Annotated in this window: 17 protein-coding genes; 7 read left to right on the top strand and 10 right to left on the bottom strand. The window is 40.3% G+C overall.

Features of this window, described 5'->3' with window-relative positions:
* Window positions 1-120: 120 nt before the first annotated feature.
* The 3 genes from A9479_RS16170 to A9479_RS16160 all read left to right on the top strand — a co-directional run bounded on the left by A9479_RS16170 (window position 121) and on the right by A9479_RS16160 (window position 4,421).
* Complete coding sequence (locus A9479_RS16170; protein ID WP_064664011.1) at window positions 121-1,293, top strand: exo-beta-N-acetylmuramidase NamZ domain-containing protein; 1,173 nt, start codon at window positions 121-123, stop codon at window positions 1,291-1,293.
* Between the two features lie 30 nt (window positions 1,294-1,323).
* Window positions 1,324-2,964, top strand: coding sequence for a penicillin binding protein PBP4B (gene pbp4b / locus A9479_RS16165; RefSeq protein WP_064664012.1), 1,641 nt, complete (start codon window positions 1,324-1,326; stop codon window positions 2,962-2,964).
* Window positions 2,965-3,044: 80 nt separating this feature from the next.
* Window positions 3,045-4,421: a Na+/H+ antiporter NhaC family protein gene (locus A9479_RS16160; protein ID WP_064664010.1), complete on the top strand. Its 1,377-nt coding sequence runs from the start codon at window positions 3,045-3,047 to the stop codon at window positions 4,419-4,421.
* Between the two features lie 80 nt (window positions 4,422-4,501).
* On the opposite strand, the gene A9479_RS16155 is transcribed toward A9479_RS16160, so the two are convergent.
* Window positions 4,502-4,855 carry a hypothetical protein gene (locus A9479_RS16155; RefSeq protein WP_016900518.1) on the bottom strand — a complete coding sequence of 118 codons (354 nt, stop codon included), beginning with the start codon at window positions 4,853-4,855 and terminating at the stop codon, window positions 4,502-4,504.
* Between the two features lie 119 nt (window positions 4,856-4,974).
* Here A9479_RS16155 and A9479_RS16150 point away from each other — a divergent pair, with 119 nt between their 5' ends.
* Complete coding sequence (locus A9479_RS16150; RefSeq protein ID WP_231893585.1) at window positions 4,975-5,379, top strand: hypothetical protein; 405 nt, start codon at window positions 4,975-4,977, stop codon at window positions 5,377-5,379.
* 77 nt (window positions 5,380-5,456) lie between these two features.
* Here the strand turns inward: A9479_RS16150 and A9479_RS16145 are convergent, their stop codons facing one another.
* Entirely contained in the window at window positions 5,457-6,791 is a 1,335-nt protein-coding gene (locus A9479_RS16145; protein ID WP_058155210.1) for an MFS transporter, read from the bottom strand.
* Between the two features lie 113 nt (window positions 6,792-6,904).
* Window positions 6,905-7,681: a hypothetical protein gene (locus A9479_RS16140; RefSeq protein ID WP_064664009.1), complete on the bottom strand. Its 777-nt coding sequence runs from the start codon at window positions 7,679-7,681 to the stop codon at window positions 6,905-6,907.
* Between the two features lie 255 nt (window positions 7,682-7,936).
* Here A9479_RS16140 and A9479_RS16135 point away from each other — a divergent pair, with 255 nt between their 5' ends.
* Window positions 7,937-8,647: a VC0807 family protein gene (locus tag A9479_RS16135; protein WP_064664008.1), complete on the top strand. Its 711-nt coding sequence runs from the start codon at window positions 7,937-7,939 to the stop codon at window positions 8,645-8,647.
* A gap of 71 nt (window positions 8,648-8,718) precedes the next feature.
* On the opposite strand, the gene A9479_RS16130 is transcribed toward A9479_RS16135, so the two are convergent.
* From A9479_RS16130 to dps, 3 genes are all read right to left on the bottom strand, one after another.
* Window positions 8,719-9,162, bottom strand: a complete 444-nt coding sequence (locus A9479_RS16130) for a c-type cytochrome (protein ID WP_064664007.1) — start codon at window positions 9,160-9,162, stop codon at window positions 8,719-8,721.
* Window positions 9,163-9,707: 545 nt separating this feature from the next.
* Complete coding sequence (locus A9479_RS16125) at window positions 9,708-11,450, bottom strand: SulP family inorganic anion transporter (protein ID WP_064664006.1); 1,743 nt, start codon at window positions 11,448-11,450, stop codon at window positions 9,708-9,710.
* A gap of 185 nt (window positions 11,451-11,635) precedes the next feature.
* Window positions 11,636-12,160, bottom strand: coding sequence for a DNA starvation/stationary phase protection protein Dps (gene dps / locus A9479_RS16120; protein WP_013465787.1), 525 nt, complete (start codon window positions 12,158-12,160; stop codon window positions 11,636-11,638).
* A 348-nt stretch (window positions 12,161-12,508) separates the two neighbouring features.
* Here dps and corA point away from each other — a divergent pair, with 348 nt between their 5' ends.
* Window positions 12,509-13,465, top strand: coding sequence for a magnesium/cobalt transporter CorA (corA, locus tag A9479_RS16115; RefSeq protein WP_064664005.1), 957 nt, complete (start codon window positions 12,509-12,511; stop codon window positions 13,463-13,465).
* A gap of 33 nt (window positions 13,466-13,498) precedes the next feature.
* Here corA and A9479_RS16110 read toward each other — a convergent pair whose 3' ends face one another.
* From A9479_RS16110 to A9479_RS16100, 3 genes are all read right to left on the bottom strand, one after another.
* Window positions 13,499-13,861, bottom strand: a complete 363-nt coding sequence (locus tag A9479_RS16110; protein WP_016900500.1) for a DUF2237 family protein — start codon at window positions 13,859-13,861, stop codon at window positions 13,499-13,501.
* A 165-nt stretch (window positions 13,862-14,026) separates the two neighbouring features.
* Complete coding sequence (locus tag A9479_RS16105) at window positions 14,027-14,446, bottom strand: HPP family protein (RefSeq protein ID WP_016900499.1); 420 nt, start codon at window positions 14,444-14,446, stop codon at window positions 14,027-14,029.
* A 177-nt stretch (window positions 14,447-14,623) separates the two neighbouring features.
* Window positions 14,624-15,403, bottom strand: coding sequence for a DUF2189 domain-containing protein (locus A9479_RS16100; RefSeq protein WP_013465783.1), 780 nt, complete (start codon window positions 15,401-15,403; stop codon window positions 14,624-14,626).
* Window positions 15,404-15,629: 226 nt separating this feature from the next.
* On the opposite strand from A9479_RS16100, the gene A9479_RS16095 reads away from it, so the two are divergent.
* Entirely contained in the window at window positions 15,630-17,510 is a 1,881-nt protein-coding gene (locus A9479_RS16095) for an MFS transporter (protein ID WP_058155206.1), read from the top strand.
* A 61-nt stretch (window positions 17,511-17,571) separates the two neighbouring features.
* On the opposite strand, the gene katG is transcribed toward A9479_RS16095, so the two are convergent.
* Complete coding sequence (katG, locus tag A9479_RS16090; protein WP_064664004.1) at window positions 17,572-19,839, bottom strand: catalase/peroxidase HPI; 2,268 nt, start codon at window positions 19,837-19,839, stop codon at window positions 17,572-17,574.
* Window positions 19,840-19,947: the final 108 nt, after the last annotated feature.

Below are 19,947 nucleotides of genomic sequence, written 5' to 3'. Positions count from 1 at the left end.
GCTGACCGCTGACCGCTGACCGCTGACCGCTGACCGCTGACCGCTAATTCTTAAAACCTAAGCTGCTCTTTAAACTTAGCTGTGTTATTTTAAATGCCTTGTTTAAAAGGATCTTGCTGTATGTTTAAAACCGTGTTTTTTACCTTCTTTTTTATACTAAGTGCACTTTTTACCGTTGCTACACATGCAAATGAGACTAAACATGCAATCGCCGTAGGTGCAGAGCAATTTGCTATGTATGCACCCCAATTAAAAAACAAACGTGTAGGGCTGGTGGTTAACCAAACCTCTCTTGTGGGGCAAACGCATTTAGTTGATAGCTTGCTGGCTAAAAACATCAACATCACTAAAATTTTTGCACCTGAGCATGGCTTTCGAGGCGATCACGATGCCGGTGCTCATGTACAAAACGCCGTTGATAGCAAAACTGGTATTGCGCTTATTTCTATTTACGGTAAACACAAAAAGCCAACCCCCGAGTCATTGCAAAATGTTGATGTGATAATTTTTGATATTCAAGACGTGGGCGTACGTTTTTATACCTACATAAGCTCTATGCATTACATGATGGAAGCCGCGGCAGAGCAAGGTGTTGAATTTATAGTACTCGATAGGCCAAATCCTAATATTAGCCACATTGACGGCCCATTATTAGAAGCAGAATTTAAATCGTTTGTGGGTATGCACCCAATCCCTGTACTGCATGGTATGACGGTAGGCGAGCTTGCTAACATGATCAAAGGTGAGGGGTGGATCAATCAGGCTCGTGATTTAAAGCTAAACGTGATCCCTGTTGCCGGCTACACCCGCACAACGTCATACAGTTTGCCGGTAAAACCAAGCCCTAATTTACCCAACGATCAATCAATTGCGCTTTATCCATCACTTTGCTTTTTTGAAGCCACTCCTATTAGTATAGGTAGAGGAACTGACTTTGCCTTTCAGGTTATTGGTTATTCACCAGTAGCACTTGGGGACTTTAGCTTTACCCCGCGTTCAATAAAAGGCGCAGCGCTTAATCCTAAATTTAAAGACCAGCTAGTGAAAGGGATTGATTTACGCCATAGTAATATCACAGGCTTAAACTTAAATTATTTAATTAATGCTTACCAGCAGCTTACACAGGCTAAGCAGGTGTTTTTTGAACGTGCCGATTTTATGGATAAGCTCGCAGGTACCGATAAATTAAGGCTCGCCATAGAAGCAGGGCACTCAGCTGAGGAAATTAAACAAAGTTGGCAAGCCGGGCTTAAACAGTTTAAACAGCAAAGAGCGCCTTATTTGCTGTATTAATAAAAGGGATGCGTGCATTGGGCTTTAAAAATGATAAATAATAAAACGTACTATAAAGTAGTTATATTGCTGCTGAGCATTATTATTGCTGGCTGTAGTCGCTCTACAGCAATTAAATCAGAGCGCCCTTTAACGGTTAATCATATCAACGCGTTAGCTAATGCGCAGGTGATTGCTACCTTTCCTGAGCCAAATCCTAGCAGCAGAGAATATGTAAATAACCGCGGCACTTTTAAAGCCTACCGGGGCCGTGGAGAACTATTGCTACAAAATGTCAGTGCGGTTAGCGCCGATATATACATCAATAATAAAAAGCTCTCTCTTAATGAGCCTTTACGCGCTAACACCGAGTACGACTTTAATTTAGGGCACTATACGCATAACGGCGTGAACACCTTTAAGGTAGAGAATATTCAACCTGCTGGCGGCAGTTTAACCCTGCGCTTTGCATTTGCTACCTTAGAAAATACCGCCACAAAAGAAATCGACTTTAGCCAAGTTGATACCTTAATTGAAAACGATATAAAAGCAGGCTTTCCAGGAGCAGTACTAGCGGTTGTTAAAGCGGGTAAGGTATTAAAATTAACCGCGTATGGCGATGCAAAACAATATCAGCAAAGTGATTTAATGCTACTGCGCCCAGAGCCTATGCAAACCAATACCTTATTTGACTTAGCCTCAAATACTAAAATATTTGCTACTAACTTTGCATTAATGAAATTGGTCAGCGAGGGGCAGTTAAACATAAATCATACGGTGCATTCATACCTAAAAGAGTATCAGGGAGGCGGCCGAGAGCACCGCCAAGTAAAAGACTTACTAACTCATAGTGCCGGTTATCCGCCAGTGTTTGATTTTCATCGAAAAGACACGGCTTACGGCGATGCGTTTTTCTCACAAACAAGCGAAACCACTAAACAGCTATTATTAACAAGTGTGCCATTAACCGCTGAACCTACAGCGCCGCATGTTTACTCTGATATTGATTACATGATTTTAGGGGTTTTAATTGAGCGAATTAGCGGCCAACCACTCGATGAATACCTAGAGCAGCATATTTACGCGCCTTTAAAACTCAATAACACCTTATTTAATCCGCTTAAAAAAGGTTTTAATCGTCAGCAGTTTGCTGCCACGGAGCTTAGCGGTAATACTCGAGATGGGCGTATTCATTTTGATAATATTCGCACCAATGTACTGCAAGGGCAGGTGCATGACGAACGTGCTTATTATTCGCTCGATGGTGTTGCAGGCCATGCGGGATTATTTAGTAACGCTCCCGATTTAGCTGTGCTGTGCCAAGTTCTACTTAACAAAGGTGGTTATGGCGATACGCAAATTTTTAACGCTAGTAGCTTAGCGCAATTTTTAACGCCACAAAGCAGTGATGAAACCTACGGGTTAGGCTTTCGTCTTGCTGGAAATAACCAAGCGCGGCGTTGGCACTTTGGCCCTTATGCCAGCGCTCAGGCCTATGGCCACACAGGGTGGACAGGCACAGTCACCGTGATTGATCCGGCTTACGATTTGGCCATTATTTTACTGACTAATGCGCGGCATACTCCTATTAAAGGCACTGAAAAGCGCTATCAATTCGTAGGGAAAAATTTTGAAACAGCGCAATATGGCTCTATTGTGTCGCTTGTTTATGAGGCATTATTAAATCAATAAGTGTTAATAAGTGACTTAAGTGCTTATATCTATTAAGTTAAGTAAAGCGTCGTCATTATAAAAATAAATAAGGTTTGTTTATGCATTGGTATTCTATTTTACCGCCACTGATTGCCATTGCTATCGTGTTTTGGCGTAAAGAAGTGATTATGGCTCTTTTGGTGGCAGTGGCTTCATCAGAGTTTTTACTGGCCATTCAGGGTGAAGGAAATAGCGTATTTACTACGTTTTTAAATAGCATTGAGCGCATAGTTGCTGTGGCCAGTTCTCCCGGTAATACCCGCATACTCATCTTTAGTATTTTAATAGGCGCCTTACTTGCCTATATTCGCGAATCTGGCGGTGTTGCTGCTACTGTTAATTTACTGATGAACAAAGGCGTTGCTAAAAGTAAGCGCCAAGTGGGCTTTTTAACTATGTTTACCGGCGTTGCGGTATTTATAGAGTCAAACTTAAGTGTGCTTACCTCGGGTATTTTATCTCGCGGCCTGTTCGACAAATTTAAAATGAGCCGCGCGCGTTTAGCCTACATAATCGATAGCACCAGCGCCCCTGTGTGTATTTTAATATTACTAAACGGCTGGGGTGCATTCGTACTGGGCTTGCTAGGTAATTACGAATTAGGCGAGTCGGCCGTATCGGTGCTGTGGGGCAGTGTAGGCTATAACTTTTACGCCATAATCACCTTGGTTATTGTTTTTTATACCATTGCCTTTGATAAAGTACATGGCCCAATGAAAGTGGCTGAACAAAAACTAGAGCTACAAACAACCGAGCTAAAAGAAGAAGTAAAAGGCTCTAAAGCACGCTTTATGCTAGTGCCACTGTCAACGTTAATTGTTAGTATGGTTGGCTTTATGTTTTATACCGGTAACGGCGTACTTGCCGAGGGCAGCGGTTCAAAATCAGTATTGTACGCCACGGTGTTGGCTATTGTTGTAGCCTATTGTTTAATGATTAGTTCGCGCCAATTTACCCACCACCAACTTGTTGATACCGGCTTTAAAGGCATGGGCGAATTAATGCCGTTAGTGGCCATAGTGCTGTTGTCGCTTACACTGGGTGCAAGCTTAAAAGAGCTAGGTACAGGCGTGTTTGTGGCATCTTTGGTTGGCGATTATTTACCGATATATTTAATAGTGCCAGTGCTGTTTTTAACAGGTGCGGTTATGTCGTTTACTACAGGCACCTCGTGGGGCACGTTTGCCATCCTCATCCCCATTGGTGTACCGCTTATTCAAGCGCTTGGTTTACCGCCATCGCTGGTGGTAGGCGCTATTTTAGGCGGCGGTATTTTTGGCGATCATTGTTCCCCAATATCCGACACCAGCGCGGTATCTGCCATCGCCTCGGGTTGTGATTTACTCACCCACGTTAAAACCCAGTTACCCTATGCATTAGTAGGCGGCGGCCTAACGTTTGTGGCTTACTTAGTAACGAGCTTGATTGTGTTGTAGGTTGGGTAGAGCGTAGCGAAACCCAACAAAGTGATTGAATTTAAAGCCTGCAAATCTGCAGGCTTTTTTGTTTTGTAGGCTTACTCTTGAACTTTGAGTTGCTTATTCCCTAAAACATACAAGGTATCTCCATCCCACCCTTGGTAAGTTTTAGGGTTCATATAATCTATAATGGCACTATCTTTTGGCAATATACTCATTTTTCCTTTATACGCTATATCTCCGGATACATAATATATTTCACCTAGATATTCATTTGCTTCTAAATTTTTATTTTTTTCTATTAGCACAAATACACCGCCGTCTAAACCACCGACCCAAAATGCTTTATCTGGTACTTCACTAGGCTTATTCGGTATTTCAGGCTCGCTTTGTTGCACATCGCAAGCAGATACAAATATCAAGGTTAATAATAGGAATAGTATTTTTTTCATTTAAACTCTCCCAAGCCTTTAATCTTCAAAGTTTTACTTTTGTATTTGACGGGTTAAAAGTTATTTGAATTTCGCAGCTTTATTAGGTTTTTTGTTAACTCCTCGAATTGAGACCATATTTGAGGATTGTTATATTCGCATGGCAAACCTTACTTCCAAAAGGTTGGAAACCCGCAGCATCTAATTTTGATGCGCTTACAAAGTATAAATCTGCACCCGATTATAACGCAGGTTTCTTATCTGATTATGGTAAAACTAATATTGTGAACGACTTTAATATTTATGCTGAATTTGCCTTTGCTGAACCTGAAAAATTGCGGGAGCTTGCCGCTACCTATCCAATAATAGCTAAAAAGCTAAGTTTGTTTATTAGCGCGTATACGCAGTTTTCGGCTAAATATCAGCAAGGCTTTGAAGATTATTTTGCGAGAACAGGTTTAAGTGATGTTGCTGTGCAGCCTGAGAATTTTGAAATGACTATCCATTTAGATTTAAGCGATCTTAAGCCACAGATAAGCCAATAAAGTTTTTAAGTATTAAATCAACAAAGAAGGGGGAGTCCCCCTTTTTTATGATTCTTATCAATGCTTCGAATGGAAGTTTAACTTTTCATATTTTGCTCGTTTTCTAGATCTTTAAATAGCTCCCCTTGGGGATGTTCAAAAAACTCATCGTCTATTTCTTCGTCATCTACAACCAACATTTGATCTTGCGCGGTAGTTTCTTCAATACGCGGATCCATAGTCGCTGCCAGTGGCGAGTTAGTTACATCTGAAGTACCGACCACATAATCACTGGGTTCAGGCTGCTCTACTTTTTGTTTAGAATTAATAAACGTGAGTAATAAATACATGGTTACGGTTAATAGCGAAATAGACGCATACAATGCTTGGTGACCAAAGTAGCTCATGATCTGTGCGTTAACTGTTGAGCCTATTGCTGCACCGGCGCCAAAAGCAACCAATAACGCTGATGACACGCCCACGCGTTCTTCGTCTTCAACTCGCGAATTGGCCAATGCCGAACAAAGCGGATATAAAGTAAAGGCAAACAAACCAAATATAAAGGTGAGTATGTAAGCAATTAACTGTGAGCTTGGTAATAAAAACAATGCCAAACTCACAATGCCTATGGCTATGGCATTAGTACGAATTAATAAACTACGGCGAATACGGTCAGAAAGCATGCCCATTGGCCACTGTGCTAGCAGGCCGGCTAAAATAGTTAGCGACATAAAAATAGCAATTTCAGCGGCGTTAAAGCCAGATAGCTTAGCAAAAATAGGTGCTAGACCATAAAAGCTACCATTGATAATGCCTGCAAAGTGGACCGCGGTAAGCGATTGTGGCACTTTTTTAGCGTAATCAAATAGGCTCATTTTTATCGGTTTTAAGGGTTTTGGGTGAATTCTACGGGTGATAGAAATAGGAATAATACCGATTGCTAACGCCATGCACACCAAAAATAGCGGCGCATAACCTAGCTCAGGAAATTGTGCGAGCGCTAATTGCCCTAAAATCATCCCCAAGTATGAAGTGATCATATAAAACGAGAATACGCGGCCGCGTGATTCGGGGGCTGACTGTTCATTCAGCCAGCTTTCTAGCACCATGTAATTACACATCATACCTAAGCCAACAAAAAGCCTAAGGCCTAACCATATATAAAGATTATCACTCACGCCGTGAGCAGCCACACAGGCTGTCACTGCAGCAGTACTGGCGGCAAAGGTTCTGATGTGACCTACCGATTTAATAAGATGATAGCCAAGTTTTGAACCCAGTAATAAGCCAAGGTAATAACACGAGGTCATTAAGCCTATCCAAAACGTAGACGTGCCTTGTTTACCTAAATAAAGCGCTAAATAGGTAGTAAGTAAACCGGTACCAATAATTAAAAATAAATTGGCAAAGTACAGTGACGGAAATGATTTCATTAAAATGCAAATTATGAGCTAAGACAACTAGATACTAGAGCAAGCGAGAAGGTTTTCCAAGCTGTAAAAGGGAGTTTTATATGGCGCAACCCTATGCAGGCTTTAAATAGAGGTTAATGAATAAAATAATCATTTAATAATATTTTCATTTCACCGTTTTGCAGATATTCGGTAATTTTTTTGTTTATTTTTTCAAAGTCTTTTTTATAGCTTGGGTGGCAAATAATATTATCGTTAATGCTCACCGGTGAGTAGTTATTACTATAGGGTAGATGGGGGTGTATATTTAACGCTTTATAGGCAAAGTTAATATCGGGGTAAAACGCTAATATTAAGTCTACTCGCCCGAGTAATAAAAGTTGTAAGCTTTCCATTTCGCTATTTACTTCAATTACTATTTTGGCTTTTTCTTTTATTCTATCTAGCTCACGACTACTGGGCACCCCTCGAACAATGCTAATAATATCGCTGTTATTAATTTGGCCTACGTTTGAAATAACTCGCTTTGGGTTATTAGAAACCACTTTGATCAGTGCTTTGTTAAAAGGTGTGCTGTGTAAAATGTTTTTAGGTAATGTAATCCCTTCTGAGCCATCAAAGGTGTCCTCACCTGGTGCATAGCAAGCAACAGTTTGTTTTAAAAACTCAAGCTTAGCGCGTTTCATTGGCATGACTTCAATTATGTATTGATCACTCAGTTTTGCATCTGCGAGTGCTTTGGTTAATAACGCATGATAAACCCCTTGGTGTTGATTATTAGCAGCGTGTTGAAACAGTCCACTTAATTCGGCAACAGCAATAATTTGTTTGGCAGCGGCCTTTTGATGCACACAAACCATCAATAAAAATAACCAAAAGTACGATGTAGATAAATACTTACTACTGAGCATGACTTTAAACTAATTTATTTTTTGTAGTTCTAATATAGTCTTTGAGGGCTGAAAATACGACTGGTGATTTAATTAACGTCTCAATTTATACCTATTTTACTGCAGAGTAAGCGCTACATAATAAAATAATATGACTAAGTGCCATGCTAGAATAGCGGGCTTATTGCGGGTATTATGCAAAGAAGCAATATTTAGCATTATTTATTCCACATTAGGGGAAATTAATGGCAGCAGTAATATTTTTTGGAACTAAAAATGACCAGTAATAATCAAGCTACAAATAAGCGTAAAAAAAATAATCCGCTTATCGAAATAGTATTTAATATCATCATCCCTTCAGTCATTTTAATGAAGTTTTCTGGCCCTGAATATTTAGGCAGTGTGGCTGGCTTAATTGTCGCGCTTATATTCCCCATTAGCTATGGGATTTATGATTTTATTAAAGCGGGCTCATTAAACTTCATCTCGCTTTTAGGTTTTTTAAGTACTTTGCTTACCGGTGGTATTGCCTTGTTTGAGCTAAACGTTGAGTGGTTAGCTATTAAAGAAGCGGCTATTCCGGCAATCATTGGTTTTACCGTGCTGATGTCGGGCTTTTTTGGTAAACCCCTGCTAGCCAAACTTTTATTAAACTCACTTTTATTTAAGCTAGACGCTATTTACGATGCCTTAGATGCACGGGGCAATACACAGAGCTTTAAACAAAAAATCACCAATGCTAATTACCTCTTAGCGCTTACCTTTGTGTTTTCATCTACGATGAATTACATCCTTGCTAAATGGATTGTTACCAGCCCTGCAGGCTCCGTTGAATTTAACGAACAGCTTGGTGAAATGACGCTATTGAGTTATCCGGTAATTGCTATTCCGTCTATGCTCATGCTCATTGGTATTTTTGTTTATGTAATTAAAGTACTGACTAAGTTAACCGGTATGAAGTTTGAAGACATGGTTAATGCTGAATAGGGTTATCCATAATCTATAATAAAAGCCGTTGTTTAATAACGGCTTTTTTGTTGATGTTTACTTATAAGTATTTATTTGTAATCTGAGTACTTCGTTCTGTGATAAGGAATAAGCTTATAATTTGGTTGTAAAAAGGTCACTAAATCAGTGAGTTCAGAAACGGTCATGGTGTCGTTAAATACCGTCATTTTAGATGCTCCATCGGGGGTTCTAGCATCAGCTCTGTAAGGCCTTGAAAAGCGGTGAGAAGGGTTAATAACCGATGTAACTAACTCAGCATAAGTGACTATTTTGGTTTTATTACCGCCTAGTCTGATAGAAATATCGTCATGTTTTTTTATACTGTCATCTTCTACGCCTGCAAGTGTATGGCATGCCAAACACTCATACTTTATAAAAACGGCTTTACCTTTTTCAGCATTTCCCTCTGGTAAGCTAAATCCTCTTGGAGAATCAACGCCTCTATCGCAACCTGCAAGTGCAATTAAGCATAAAATTATTAATGTATATTTCATGGTAGCTCCTTTGTCTTTCATTAGGTTTACTTATGGCTAATTAGCTAAAACTAAAAGCGACCGCATTAGCGACTAAACTATGTATTTACTGCGCTGTATGATATTTGCATCTGGCTATTGTTTGTATTTTTAAGGCTTAGTAAGTAGCAAGAAAAGGTAATAAGGCTACGCTTATTATCAAGTGTTGATTTATTAAAATGCTTGAACACTCTATTGTTTTTATAAAGAGTCATTCACAATAAATGACTCATCTAGGGTCTGTTGACCTTTCAAGGTTAAATTTGCAGCAGTCTGTTTGGTATTTAGGCAAGACAGAGCCTATGTGGTGTGGTTATTCCCCATAAATAGGCGATAACGTAGCATCAATGCCAAACAGGCGCTGCCCGAAGGGTTCTGCCTAGGGACGATTTACTCTTTGTTACTCGGTTTTTACTTAGCCCACTAGGTTACAAACCTCGCGCCGCGATTAAACCGCCCCTAGTTTGAACAAATTTTAATCCACAAAGGTCAACAGACCCTAGTGTAGTTGAGGAAAAATAATAACCCTAATTATTACCTGCATTTATCTCTTCGGAGTTTTGCGATTGAAACATCGTAACCTCGTCGACATGCTGACTGACGCTGTTTTTTTGTAAGGCAATGTATAAGTCTGAATGAATATAAATACCGTCTTTACCTGAGGCGATACCAGCGGTTTTAAACCAAGAAAGTAGCTGGCGTTTTCTTCCCGCTAGCTCTAATCGAATACCTCGTTTTTTAAAAATCACATCTAGGTCTGCGAGCATGGCCATAACGCTTAAATCAAGATGAGTGAAGCAGGGCACAGCATCAATAATGACACATTGCGTGTCGTCTTTTTGTCTTGCATATTGCTCTAACAAGCGGCGTTTAAAATAACTGGCATTAAAATAGGTTAAAGGAGAATTAAAACGATATATAAAAACCCCTTGTACTGCTTTGGCTTTATCTGTTTCGTCTAAGCTTCTTACTACGCCTTTTATATCCACACCTAAAATGGTGTCTGATGGGCGCATAACAGTTCGAATAAATTGAAATAACCCTAGTAATACAGCAAGGGTAATTCCTGGTATAACACCAATAAACAGCACAGCAAAAAGTGTGGCTAAGGCTAAGTAAAATGCCTGCTTATCTTTAAATTTTAATTGCCAGATTGCCTTTAAATCAAGCAGGTGAACAGAGGCAATTATTAATACAATCCCGAGTGCAGCACTGGGAATAAACTCAAGCGGCGCCGTTAAAAAAAGAGCGATAACGCCAATAATAGCGGCAGCTATAATCGAAACTAATTGGGTTTTTCCGCCAGAGTCGTCGTTTACGGCTGTGCGTGAGTCGGCACCACTAACGGCAAAGCCTTGTGATAATGCTGACGCTAAATTAGCGATGCCCAAGGCTCTAAATTCTTTATCGGCATCGATGTCGTAGCCATTCTTTGCTGCAAAGCTTCGCGCCGTTAGCATCATGCTGACAAAGCTAACTATGGCTAAGTTGAGTGCCGGTACAACAAGTTCTCGAATAATACCCACGTCAAATACTGGGGTGTTAAACACAGGCAAACCACCGGTTACTGTGCCTATGGTTTTTATTTCAAACTGCTCTAAATTAAACAACCAAACGAATACCGCACCTAGTGCAATGGCAAACATAGAGGCTGGCCATGTAGGTTTTAAGCGCTTTAACACAAAGTAAACGCCGAGGGTAAATAAAGCCATTAATAAGGTGGGAATATGAGTTTGCGATAAATACGTAGGAACGCCACCTAAACGCTCAAGCAAGTAGCGCTCATCAAAGGTAAAGCCAAATACTTTAGAAAACTGACCAACAATAATGGTAATAGCCACACCGTTTAGTAACCCCATTAAAATTGGTTTAGATAAAAAGTCGGCTAATACACCTAGCTTAAAGCGGCTGGCAATAAAGCACCAAAAACCGGTCATTGCGGTCATGGTGATCACTAATTGCCAATGTTTAAAGCTATCGCCTGCAGCAAGTGGAGTAACAACTGCTGCAATAACCGCACATGTTGCGGCATCAGGGCCAATAATAAGCTGTTTAGAGGTACCAAAAAGTGCATAAAGCATCATAGGTAATACGCAAGAATACAGGCCAACTGCAGCATTAACGCCTGTAAGTTGCGCATAAGCTATAGCAACAGGTAAAGCAACGGCTGCAACCGATAATGCCGCCCTCACATCATCAGCAAACCATTGGCGTTGATAATTAAATAAGGTGTGTAAACCTGGCATAAAGCTATATAGACGCGACAACACTTCAAATTCCCTGCTAATAATTAGGAGTCGATAGTAAGTTCTCTTTAATAATAAGTATAGTAACTAAACGTGTTATATGTGCTAAATCGGGGGATTTCTAGTGTATTAATAAAAGGAATATAGTTTAAAAACAAAAAAGCCCAGCAAGTTACTGGGCTTTGTAAGTCAAATGACTGCTTTAAAAATTAGCTATTCAATTGACCAGTTGATGATTCTATGTGGGCGCGAACAAACCACTGATATTGCTCAAGCTCTGCAAGTTGCGCAATGATCATATCTTCAGATACCGGATCAAGCTCAGCAAGTGATTCTATGGCTTTACGGTGATCACCATTAACGCCGTTATATACTTTGTCTAATGCGGCTAAGTGTTCAGTTACTAAGCCTTTACCTATGGCATAATCTTCCCATGTACGACGCTCAACAATCGATTTTGGTGTGCCAACTGGGACACCGCCTAAAGTGGCAATACGTTCTGCTATGGTGTCGGTCATTTCACGGACGGTTTCTACTTGTGGGTCTAGCATTTCATGTACGCCAATAAAGTTTGGACCTACTACATTCCAATGAATATGTTTTAAAGTTAGCTGTAAATCAATTAGCGCTACCATGCGATTTTCTAGTACAGATATTGCTTTATTTGCTGATTCGTTTTTTACACCGGGAGCGGTAAATTCAGCGACTTTATTTGCATTATTACTGTTACTCATGATTCCTCCTACTATTTCAAAAATAGTGCTCGCTTTACTCTAGTGAGTATTTAAATTGCGATAACGAACACCTCTTGTATTTATAGAAGCAATCGTCATGCCGATAGTGATATAGTTTTAACTAACTGAAAAATAGCAGTTTAATTTTTATTTATAGTACTTGATAAAGCAGTAAGATTAAGTGCATATGAAAAATATGCACTTTTTTGTAAATTCTGCAAAACAGCAGTACTTTAAAGTGTTAGCGAATAGCGTGCCCTTTATAGTGGTTATAATGAAGGTATTATCATTGTTGATTAATGTCCTGTTACATATACTCAACTTAAAGATTCATTAAAGGAGAAGTGTATGTTGAGGTTTTTTTCCATCGAGCAAGGAGTGATCAAAGAGTTAGCGCCTTTACCTAATACCCCTGTTGAAGTATCCATAAAGAATGCACATTGGATTGATACTATTAATCCAACACCGCAGGAGCAAAATGCGCTTGCAAAAACGCTCAATATAACTTTTCCAGATTCGGTAGATGTAGAAGAGATTGAAACGTCGTCAAGGTGCTTTATCGATAATGAAGGTTTACATGTGCATGCATTGTTTATGTCACCTAATGAAGGGCGATTTAATACTGTAACGGTAGCTTGTTTGTTGCAAAACAATTGCTTACTTACTATTCGTGATGAGGAATTGGCTGATTTTAGACTACTGCGCTTAAGAGCGCGCAAAGGTCAGGTGGCATGCGATACAGCAAAACAATTATTAATCACTTTATTTGATCAAAAAGTTGAAAACCACGCGGATATGCTCGAAGACATGCATCATCAATTAGAGAAGCTCAGTGCTTATGTACTTGAAGAAGATAACTCAGACTTAGAAGAGGCGGTTGGTCGCATAGCTCGCTTAGAAGATGCTAATGGTAAAGTGCGTTTATGTTTAATGGATACGCGACGCAATATTTCGTTTTTAATACGCCGTATAGGCGCGCAAAATGACGAGCGCGAATCTCTTCGAGAAATTGTACTCGATATAGAAACTTTAATGTCGCACTGTACCTTTTTGTTCGACAAGGTGAACTTTTTGATGGATTCAACACAAGGCTTTATTAATATTGAACAAAATCAAATTATTAAAACCTTTTCTATTGCCTCAGTGGTTTTCTTACCGCCTACAGTAGTGGCTAGTGTATATGGTATGAATTTTAATATAATGCCTGAGCTACAATGGGAATGGGGTTATCCATTTGCAATTGGCATTATGTTGCTGTCGGGCTTTGCCCCTTATTTATTTTTTAAACATAAAGGGTGGTTATAATACTTTAATATTGCAAGCTGAGCGCTCAAATCATTACCCGGTATATTGATGTGCTTTTAATACTTCAAGGGGAATAATATCTAGCGCTTTTTGGTTTGTTGCTTCAAGTACAACAGGAGGAGCAACATTTGCAGCAATGGCATGATACCAACGAATCGCACATAAGCACCACTTATCGCCAGCTTTTAAGCCCGCAAAATCATACAAAGGATTAGGGCTAATTAAATCGTTACCTTGCGCCTTAGAAAATTGCAAAAATTCGTCGGTCATAATGGCGCACACACTGTGATTACCAAAGTCTGAATCTGGCACATAGCAAAACCCTTCGCGAGTATAGCCGCCATTGCCACAACATAGCTGTAGGCGAGTTCCCAATACATTTAATTGATTAGCCATATGACAAATTACCTTTTAGTAATAACTGCTGAAAAGAGCTGCTTACCATAACAGGCTGTTAGTGACTTAGCTATATACGAAGAGGCTTCTGGGTAGGTATTTGTTTATAAAAATAGCTGCGCTTTGGGTAAATTCAAAACGCAGATTTTTTATTGTGCTATTAAGTTAAGATAATAGCGCCGCAGCTAAGCGCACAAAATCAGAAGAGGTTAAAATACCTACCAGCTGACCTTGCTCGCTAACCACAGGCATACAGCCATGGCGATTCTCTACAAAAAACTTAACCACATCTGATAATGGCTGGGCTGGAGTGACACTAATAAAGTCACTCACCATAATATCTTCTACTTTTGTGAGTTTTTCTTTGCGTTGTAGTGCATTTGCGCCAAAAGTAGCCATGATCCCCATTACTTTGGCGACCATAATTTTTTGCGTAAGCATGCCAACAAATGCGCCATCTTCGTCGATAACGGGAATGTGACGAACATTTTTTTCTTTCATTAAATTATGTGCGTCGTGCAAAGTACTTTTTATATTCACTGAGAATGGGTTAGGTGTCATTAAGTCTGCAACGTTTTGACTCATGTTTATTCCTTTATAAAGCGTGTGGTATATCACATTATATTAGCGCGCTTTTTAAGCTTTGCACCTTATTGAGATCAAGGTTTTTGCAGATTTAATTCACAGGAGGGAAACAGGTATCACTTAATAAAACGCCCTAAAGCGTTTTATTAAGTGATAAAAAATGACTGTGGGTGAATGTTATTCGTAACCACGTTCTTTTTTAGTTTTAATAACCGCAATGTAACCGTGCCAACTAGCGTAACTAAGTAGTGGCATAATAATAATGAATCCAGCGGCACCCGCAGCAAAGCCCAGTGCCACAAGTACAAATATACAAATAGACCACACCAGCATGGCTGCAAAATTTTCTTTAACTGCATGTATTGAAGAAACCACGGCAGTCATTATATCAACGCGTCTTTCCATCATAATTTGCGGGGTGAACGCCGAAATTGAAAACACACTAACCAGTAAAATACCGCCAATAATACTGCCTATGGTTAAAAACGCCGAAAGCTCTTCAAATGTTGGGTTTGCATGGCTTGGGTACAATGCATGAACAATTGCAGCTAAGCGCATCCAAATAATCATAATTACCATAAGTAACACGGCAAAACCCCACTCACCTACAGGGTTACGAAACATCGATTTTAATGAATGGCTTAAAGTAGGTTTATGGCCTTTTTCAAGCTCCCAAGCCACATCGTACAAACCAACCGCAAACACAGGACCTATTAAGGCAAATGCAACCGTGGCTGGCAGTATGGCAAGGTGGCTGTCGGTAAGTACAACAGAGTAAACAATCGCTACGGGAATAAGTGTGAAGATTAAACCGTAAATTAAGCTCAGCATGGGCGCGCGCGCCATATCCTTAAACGCTAACGAAAGCCAATGAAAAGCGGCAAATGTATTTACTTTGTTGCACTCTAAACAACGTGCGAATTTGGTGTCTTTGTCTATTGTGTTTGTAGTTGGCATAAAGATGCTCCTTTTTTAGTCACCTTTTAGTTTTAGAACATAGATGTTTTATTTACAACTCATAAACAACTTATACGCAAGATTTAGCTGCATTGTTCATTTGTTAATCATTTTTATTGCGTGTTAGCGATTAGGTATATTTTTGAGCACGTACTTAAAAAAGTGGGTTCGTATTTCTTTTACACAGTGGTAATCTAAACGCTGTAGCTAATTTTAAGAGACCGTAATGAAGGAAAATAAACAACAATATCAAGGAGCTTTACTGAGCAGTAAACGGTTTTTACCTCTGTTTGTGACACAGTTTTTCTCCGCTTTAAATGACAATGTTTACAAGCAATCAATCCTCCTTATTTTAATTTTTCAGGCTGCTACGGTGGCCGATGGTGCTTTTTATTCTAACGTGGCTGCGGGATTATTTATTTTGCCATTCTTTTTATTTTCGGGCATGGCTGGTCAAATTGCAGAAAAGTTGGAAAAATCAAAGTTGATCAGCATCGTAAAGTTTTGCGAAATTCCAATAATGCTGGTGGGCGTGGTATCTATTTTAACCGAGCAGGTTTGGTTAATGTTAGGTACTGTGTTTTTAATGGGTTTACAAAGTACTTTTTTTGGGCCACTTAAATACTCTATTTTACCGCAGCATGTGGCTCCTCATGAATTAACCAAAGCTAATGGGTTAGTTGAATCTGGCACCTTTGTGGCTATTTTATTGGGCACCGTATTTGGCACTTATTATATAACCCAAGCTGCAGGCCCTGTTTATATAAGTATTGCAATAGTGAGCCTGGCGGTTATTGGTTATTTGAGTAGTCGTTTTATACCAAAAAGTGCTGCGAATGATGCTAATTTAAAGGTATCGCTTAATCCTATTTCCTCGACCAAAAGTGTATTTAATGTGCTTAACGCACAAACCGAGTCAGTGGGTAAATCAGTATTGGGGATCAGCTGGTTTTGGCTGATTGGTGCAGTGATATTAACCGCGCTCCCTAACTATGTAAAACATGTAATGGGAGGCGATGAGCTGGTGGTTACCTCAGCTTTAGTGGTGTTTTCGTTGAGTATTGCATTGGGGTCTTTACTTTGTGAGAAGCTATCGCGCTCACGTATTGAGTTAGGCATTGTGCCTTTTGGGGCGCTTTTAATTAGCTTGTTTTTATATTTATTAAGCCAAGAGCCAAGCATTGAGTTTTATCGCCAAACTAATGAATCGCTGCTTACCCTTGAACAAGTGATTAATACCGGCGATATGCTCTGGCACTTTATTTGGATGGCTGGTATTGGTATAGCTGCGGGTTTTTATACGGTGCCACTGTATGCACTTATTCAGCAGCGTACTCACCCAGATAGCCGTTCACGAGTGATTGCTGCCAATAATGTACTAAACGCCTTATTTATGGTGGGCAGCGCTGTTTTAAGTATTGTTACCCTAACGCTTTTACACTGGGAGATTTCACAATTACTGTTGTTATTAGCAGGGCTTAATTTACTGATATCGCTGTACATATATAGCAAAGTGCCTGAGTTTTTCTTACGTTTTATTATTTATATTTTAGCGATTTGCATGTATCGAGTACGCACTAAGGGAACGCTTAATATGCCCGATGATGGGGCTGCCGTGGTGGTGAGTAACCATGTTAGCTTTGTTGATTGGATGTTTATTTTAGCCGCGTCACCTAGGCCAATTCGGTTTGTCGTGTTTGCCCCTATTTATTATTCACCAGCACTTAATTGGTTGTTTAAAATGGCCAAAGCCATTCCAATTGATAGTGAAAAAGCAAATCCTAAGGCGTTTAATAAAGCCTTTGACGATATCGCTCAGGCACTAGAGCGTGGAGAGCTGGTGGGAATTTTTCCTGAAGGCAAGCTCAGTGGAGATGGCGAGGTTGATATATTTCGCCGTGGCATTGAAAAAATAATTCAGCGCACACCGGTGCCTGTTATTCCTGTCCATTTAGATGGACTATGGGGCAGTATGTTTAGTCGAAAAACCAAGTGGCGATTGCCTAGACCAAAGTGGTCGTTGGTCAGTGTGACTATTGGTGAAATGGTTGCTGCACAGAAGGTTAATGCCGATGATTTGCGCGAGCGAGTGGTTGCTTTAAAATAGCTTAATAATAAAAAAGCGCTGCAATTAATTGCAGCGCTATGGTTGTATTACTTAATGGTAATTAACGGTCTAAGTTCATTACTTTAGTCCATGCCGCAACAAAGTCTTCTACAAACTTTTGCTTTGATGTATCAAAGGCATACACCTCAGCAACTGCACGTAGTTCTGAATTTGAACCAAAAATCAGATCAACCGAAGTAGCAGTGTACTTTTGCTCGCCTGATTGACGATCAAAGCCTTGATAAATCCCCGCATCTGATGACTTTTTCCAAACCGTCGACATATCTAATAAATTAACAAAGAAGTCGTTATTTAGAGTGCCTGGCTTGTCAGTAAATACGCCGTAGTCAGTGCCTTTGTAGTTTGCATCAAGCGAACGTAAGCCGCCTACTAACACGGTCATTTCTGGCACGGTTAGGTCAAGCTGATCCGCTTTATCTATTAGCATTTCAGTTGGCGATTTATAGCTTTTTTCTGCATCAAAGTAGTTTCTAAAGCCATCGGCTGGCAGCTCTAATAAACTAAATGCATTAACGTCAGTTTGCGCTTGCGTAGCATCGCCACGGCCAGCATTAAACGGTACATCTACTGTGTAACCTGCATCTTTCGCTGCTTTTTCAATCGCTGCATTACCACCTAACACAATCAGGTCGGCTAGTGACACTTGGCTTTTGCTAAAGAAACTATCATTAAAGTCGGCTTGAATCGCTTTTAATACGTTAAGTACTTTTGCGGTTTCGGCCGGATTATTTACCGCCCAATCCTTTTGTGGAGCAAGCGCAATGCGTGCACCGTTGGCACCGCCTCGCATATCAGAGTCACGGTAACTTGCAGCAGAAGCCCAGGCTACACGTACTAACTCAGGTACACTTAAGTTTGAGTCTAAAATAGCGGCTTTAAGCTCTTTTACTGCACCAGCATCAATGTTTGATTTAGTCTCTGCTGAAATTGGGTCTTGCCAAATTAAGTCGTCTTTTGGTACTTCTTTACCTAAAAAGTTACGTGGTGGTCCCATATCTCTGTGAGTTAATTTGTACCATGCTTTAGCAAATGCAAGTTGATACTCTTTAGGGTCATTTAAAAAGCGCTCAGCAATTTTGCGGTATTCAGGATCAAATTTTAACGCTAAGTCGGCCGTGGTCATTACTGGTGCGTTAAACTTACCTTTAATATGAGCGTCAGGTACAGCGTTGTGTAACGATTCATCCGTTGGGATCCACTGAATGGCACCTGCAGGGCTGCGAGTTTGTTTCCACTCAAAGTTAAGCAGGTTGCTCAAGTACAGTGATGACCAGCGGGTAGGTGCTTGTGTCCATGCGCCTTCTAAACCACTAGATACGGTATCTTCAGAGTGGCCTTTACCACATTTGTTTTTCCAGCCTAAACCTTGCTCTTCAATACCGGCTGCAGCAGGCTCTGCACCTACACAGTCTTTAGGTTTGTGCGCACCATGCATTTTACCAAAGGTGTGACCACCGGCGATAAGTGCCAGTGTTTCTTCATCGTTCATCGCCATGCGAGAAAACGCAACGCGAATGTTCTTAGCTGACCCAATTGGATCAGGAACCCCTTTAGGGCCTTCAGGATTTACGTAAATTAAACCCATGTGCGTTGCACCTAATGGGCGTTCTAATTTGCCGCTGGCATCTTCACGGTCGCTGGCAAGCATTTCTACTTCTGGACCCCAGTAAACCATGTCTGGTTCCCAGTCGTCAGTTCGCCCGCCGGCAAAACCATAGGTTTCAAATCCCATGTTTTCTAGAGCAACGTTACCTGCTAATACGATTAAGTCTGACCATGAAAGTGCTTCTCCGTATTTTTGTTTAATTGGCCAAAGTAAACGGCGCGCTTTATCCAAGCTTACGTTATCTGGCCAGCTGTTAAGCGGCTCAAAACGTTGTTGACCACCGCCTGCGCCACCACGGCCATCAAGCGTACGGTAGGTGCCTGCGCTGTGCCATGTCATACGAATAAAAAATGGGCCATAGTTACCAAAATCCGCTGGCCACCAGTCTTGAGATTGCGTAAGTAGGGCGTCAATATCACTTTTTACTGTGTCTAAATCTAGGCTGTTAAATGCCTCTGCATAATTAAAGTCTGCACCATAAGGGTTTGAACGTAGATCATGATCACGAAGAGGAGATAGGTTTAGTTGATCTGGCCACCAAAATTGGTTTGTTCTGGTTGCGCCCATTTTAGCCTCACCCATGCCAACAGCACCTTGTGGCTTAGACATTTGTGGTTTTTCTTGGCTAAAAGCAGAGCCAGACATAAGTGCCATACTTATAAATCCAACAAGTGCTTTTTTAGTAAATGATCGGTTTTTCATTGTCAGCTTCCTTAAAGTTAACGAATTTCGTTATATACAAAGCGTATTACTATTATTAAAAATAGAATCTAATAATTTAAAAATTAGTGAGCTTTTACTCCATTCAAG

This window comes from Pseudoalteromonas sp. MQS005 (genome assembly GCF_001661605.1).
Lineage (GTDB): Bacteria > Pseudomonadota > Gammaproteobacteria > Enterobacterales > Alteromonadaceae > Pseudoalteromonas > Pseudoalteromonas tetraodonis.
This window is presented reverse-complemented; position numbering and strand designations above follow the sequence as displayed.

Excerpts from the sequence above, each read along its gene's own strand:
- A9479_RS16170 (WP_064664011.1), top strand. The coding sequence starts at position 121 with ATGTTTAAAACCGTGTTTTTTACCTTCTTTTTTATACTAAGTGCACTT.
- pbp4b (WP_064664012.1), top strand. The coding sequence starts at position 1,324 with ATGATAAATAATAAAACGTACTATAAAGTAGTTATATTGCTGCTGAGC.
- A9479_RS16160 (WP_064664010.1), top strand. The coding sequence starts at position 3,045 with ATGCATTGGTATTCTATTTTACCGCCACTGATTGCCATTGCTATCGTG.
- A9479_RS16155 (WP_016900518.1), bottom strand. The coding sequence starts at position 4,855 with ATGAAAAAAATACTATTCCTATTATTAACCTTGATATTTGTATCTGCT.
- A9479_RS16145 (WP_058155210.1), bottom strand. The coding sequence starts at position 6,791 with ATGAAATCATTTCCGTCACTGTACTTTGCCAATTTATTTTTAATTATT.
- A9479_RS16140 (WP_064664009.1), bottom strand. The coding sequence starts at position 7,681 with ATGCTCAGTAGTAAGTATTTATCTACATCGTACTTTTGGTTATTTTTA.
- A9479_RS16135 (WP_064664008.1), top strand. The coding sequence starts at position 7,937 with ATGACCAGTAATAATCAAGCTACAAATAAGCGTAAAAAAAATAATCCG.
- A9479_RS16130 (WP_064664007.1), bottom strand. The coding sequence starts at position 9,162 with ATGAAATATACATTAATAATTTTATGCTTAATTGCACTTGCAGGTTGC.
- dps (WP_013465787.1), bottom strand. The coding sequence starts at position 12,160 with ATGAGTAACAGTAATAATGCAAATAAAGTCGCTGAATTTACCGCTCCC.
- corA (WP_064664005.1), top strand. The coding sequence starts at position 12,509 with ATGTTGAGGTTTTTTTCCATCGAGCAAGGAGTGATCAAAGAGTTAGCG.
- A9479_RS16110 (WP_016900500.1), bottom strand. The coding sequence starts at position 13,861 with ATGGCTAATCAATTAAATGTATTGGGAACTCGCCTACAGCTATGTTGT.
- A9479_RS16105 (WP_016900499.1), bottom strand. The coding sequence starts at position 14,446 with ATGAGTCAAAACGTTGCAGACTTAATGACACCTAACCCATTCTCAGTG.
- A9479_RS16100 (WP_013465783.1), bottom strand. The coding sequence starts at position 15,403 with ATGCCAACTACAAACACAATAGACAAAGACACCAAATTCGCACGTTGT.
- A9479_RS16095 (WP_058155206.1), top strand. The coding sequence starts at position 15,630 with ATGAAGGAAAATAAACAACAATATCAAGGAGCTTTACTGAGCAGTAAA.
- katG (WP_064664004.1), bottom strand. The coding sequence starts at position 19,839 with ATGAAAAACCGATCATTTACTAAAAAAGCACTTGTTGGATTTATAAGT.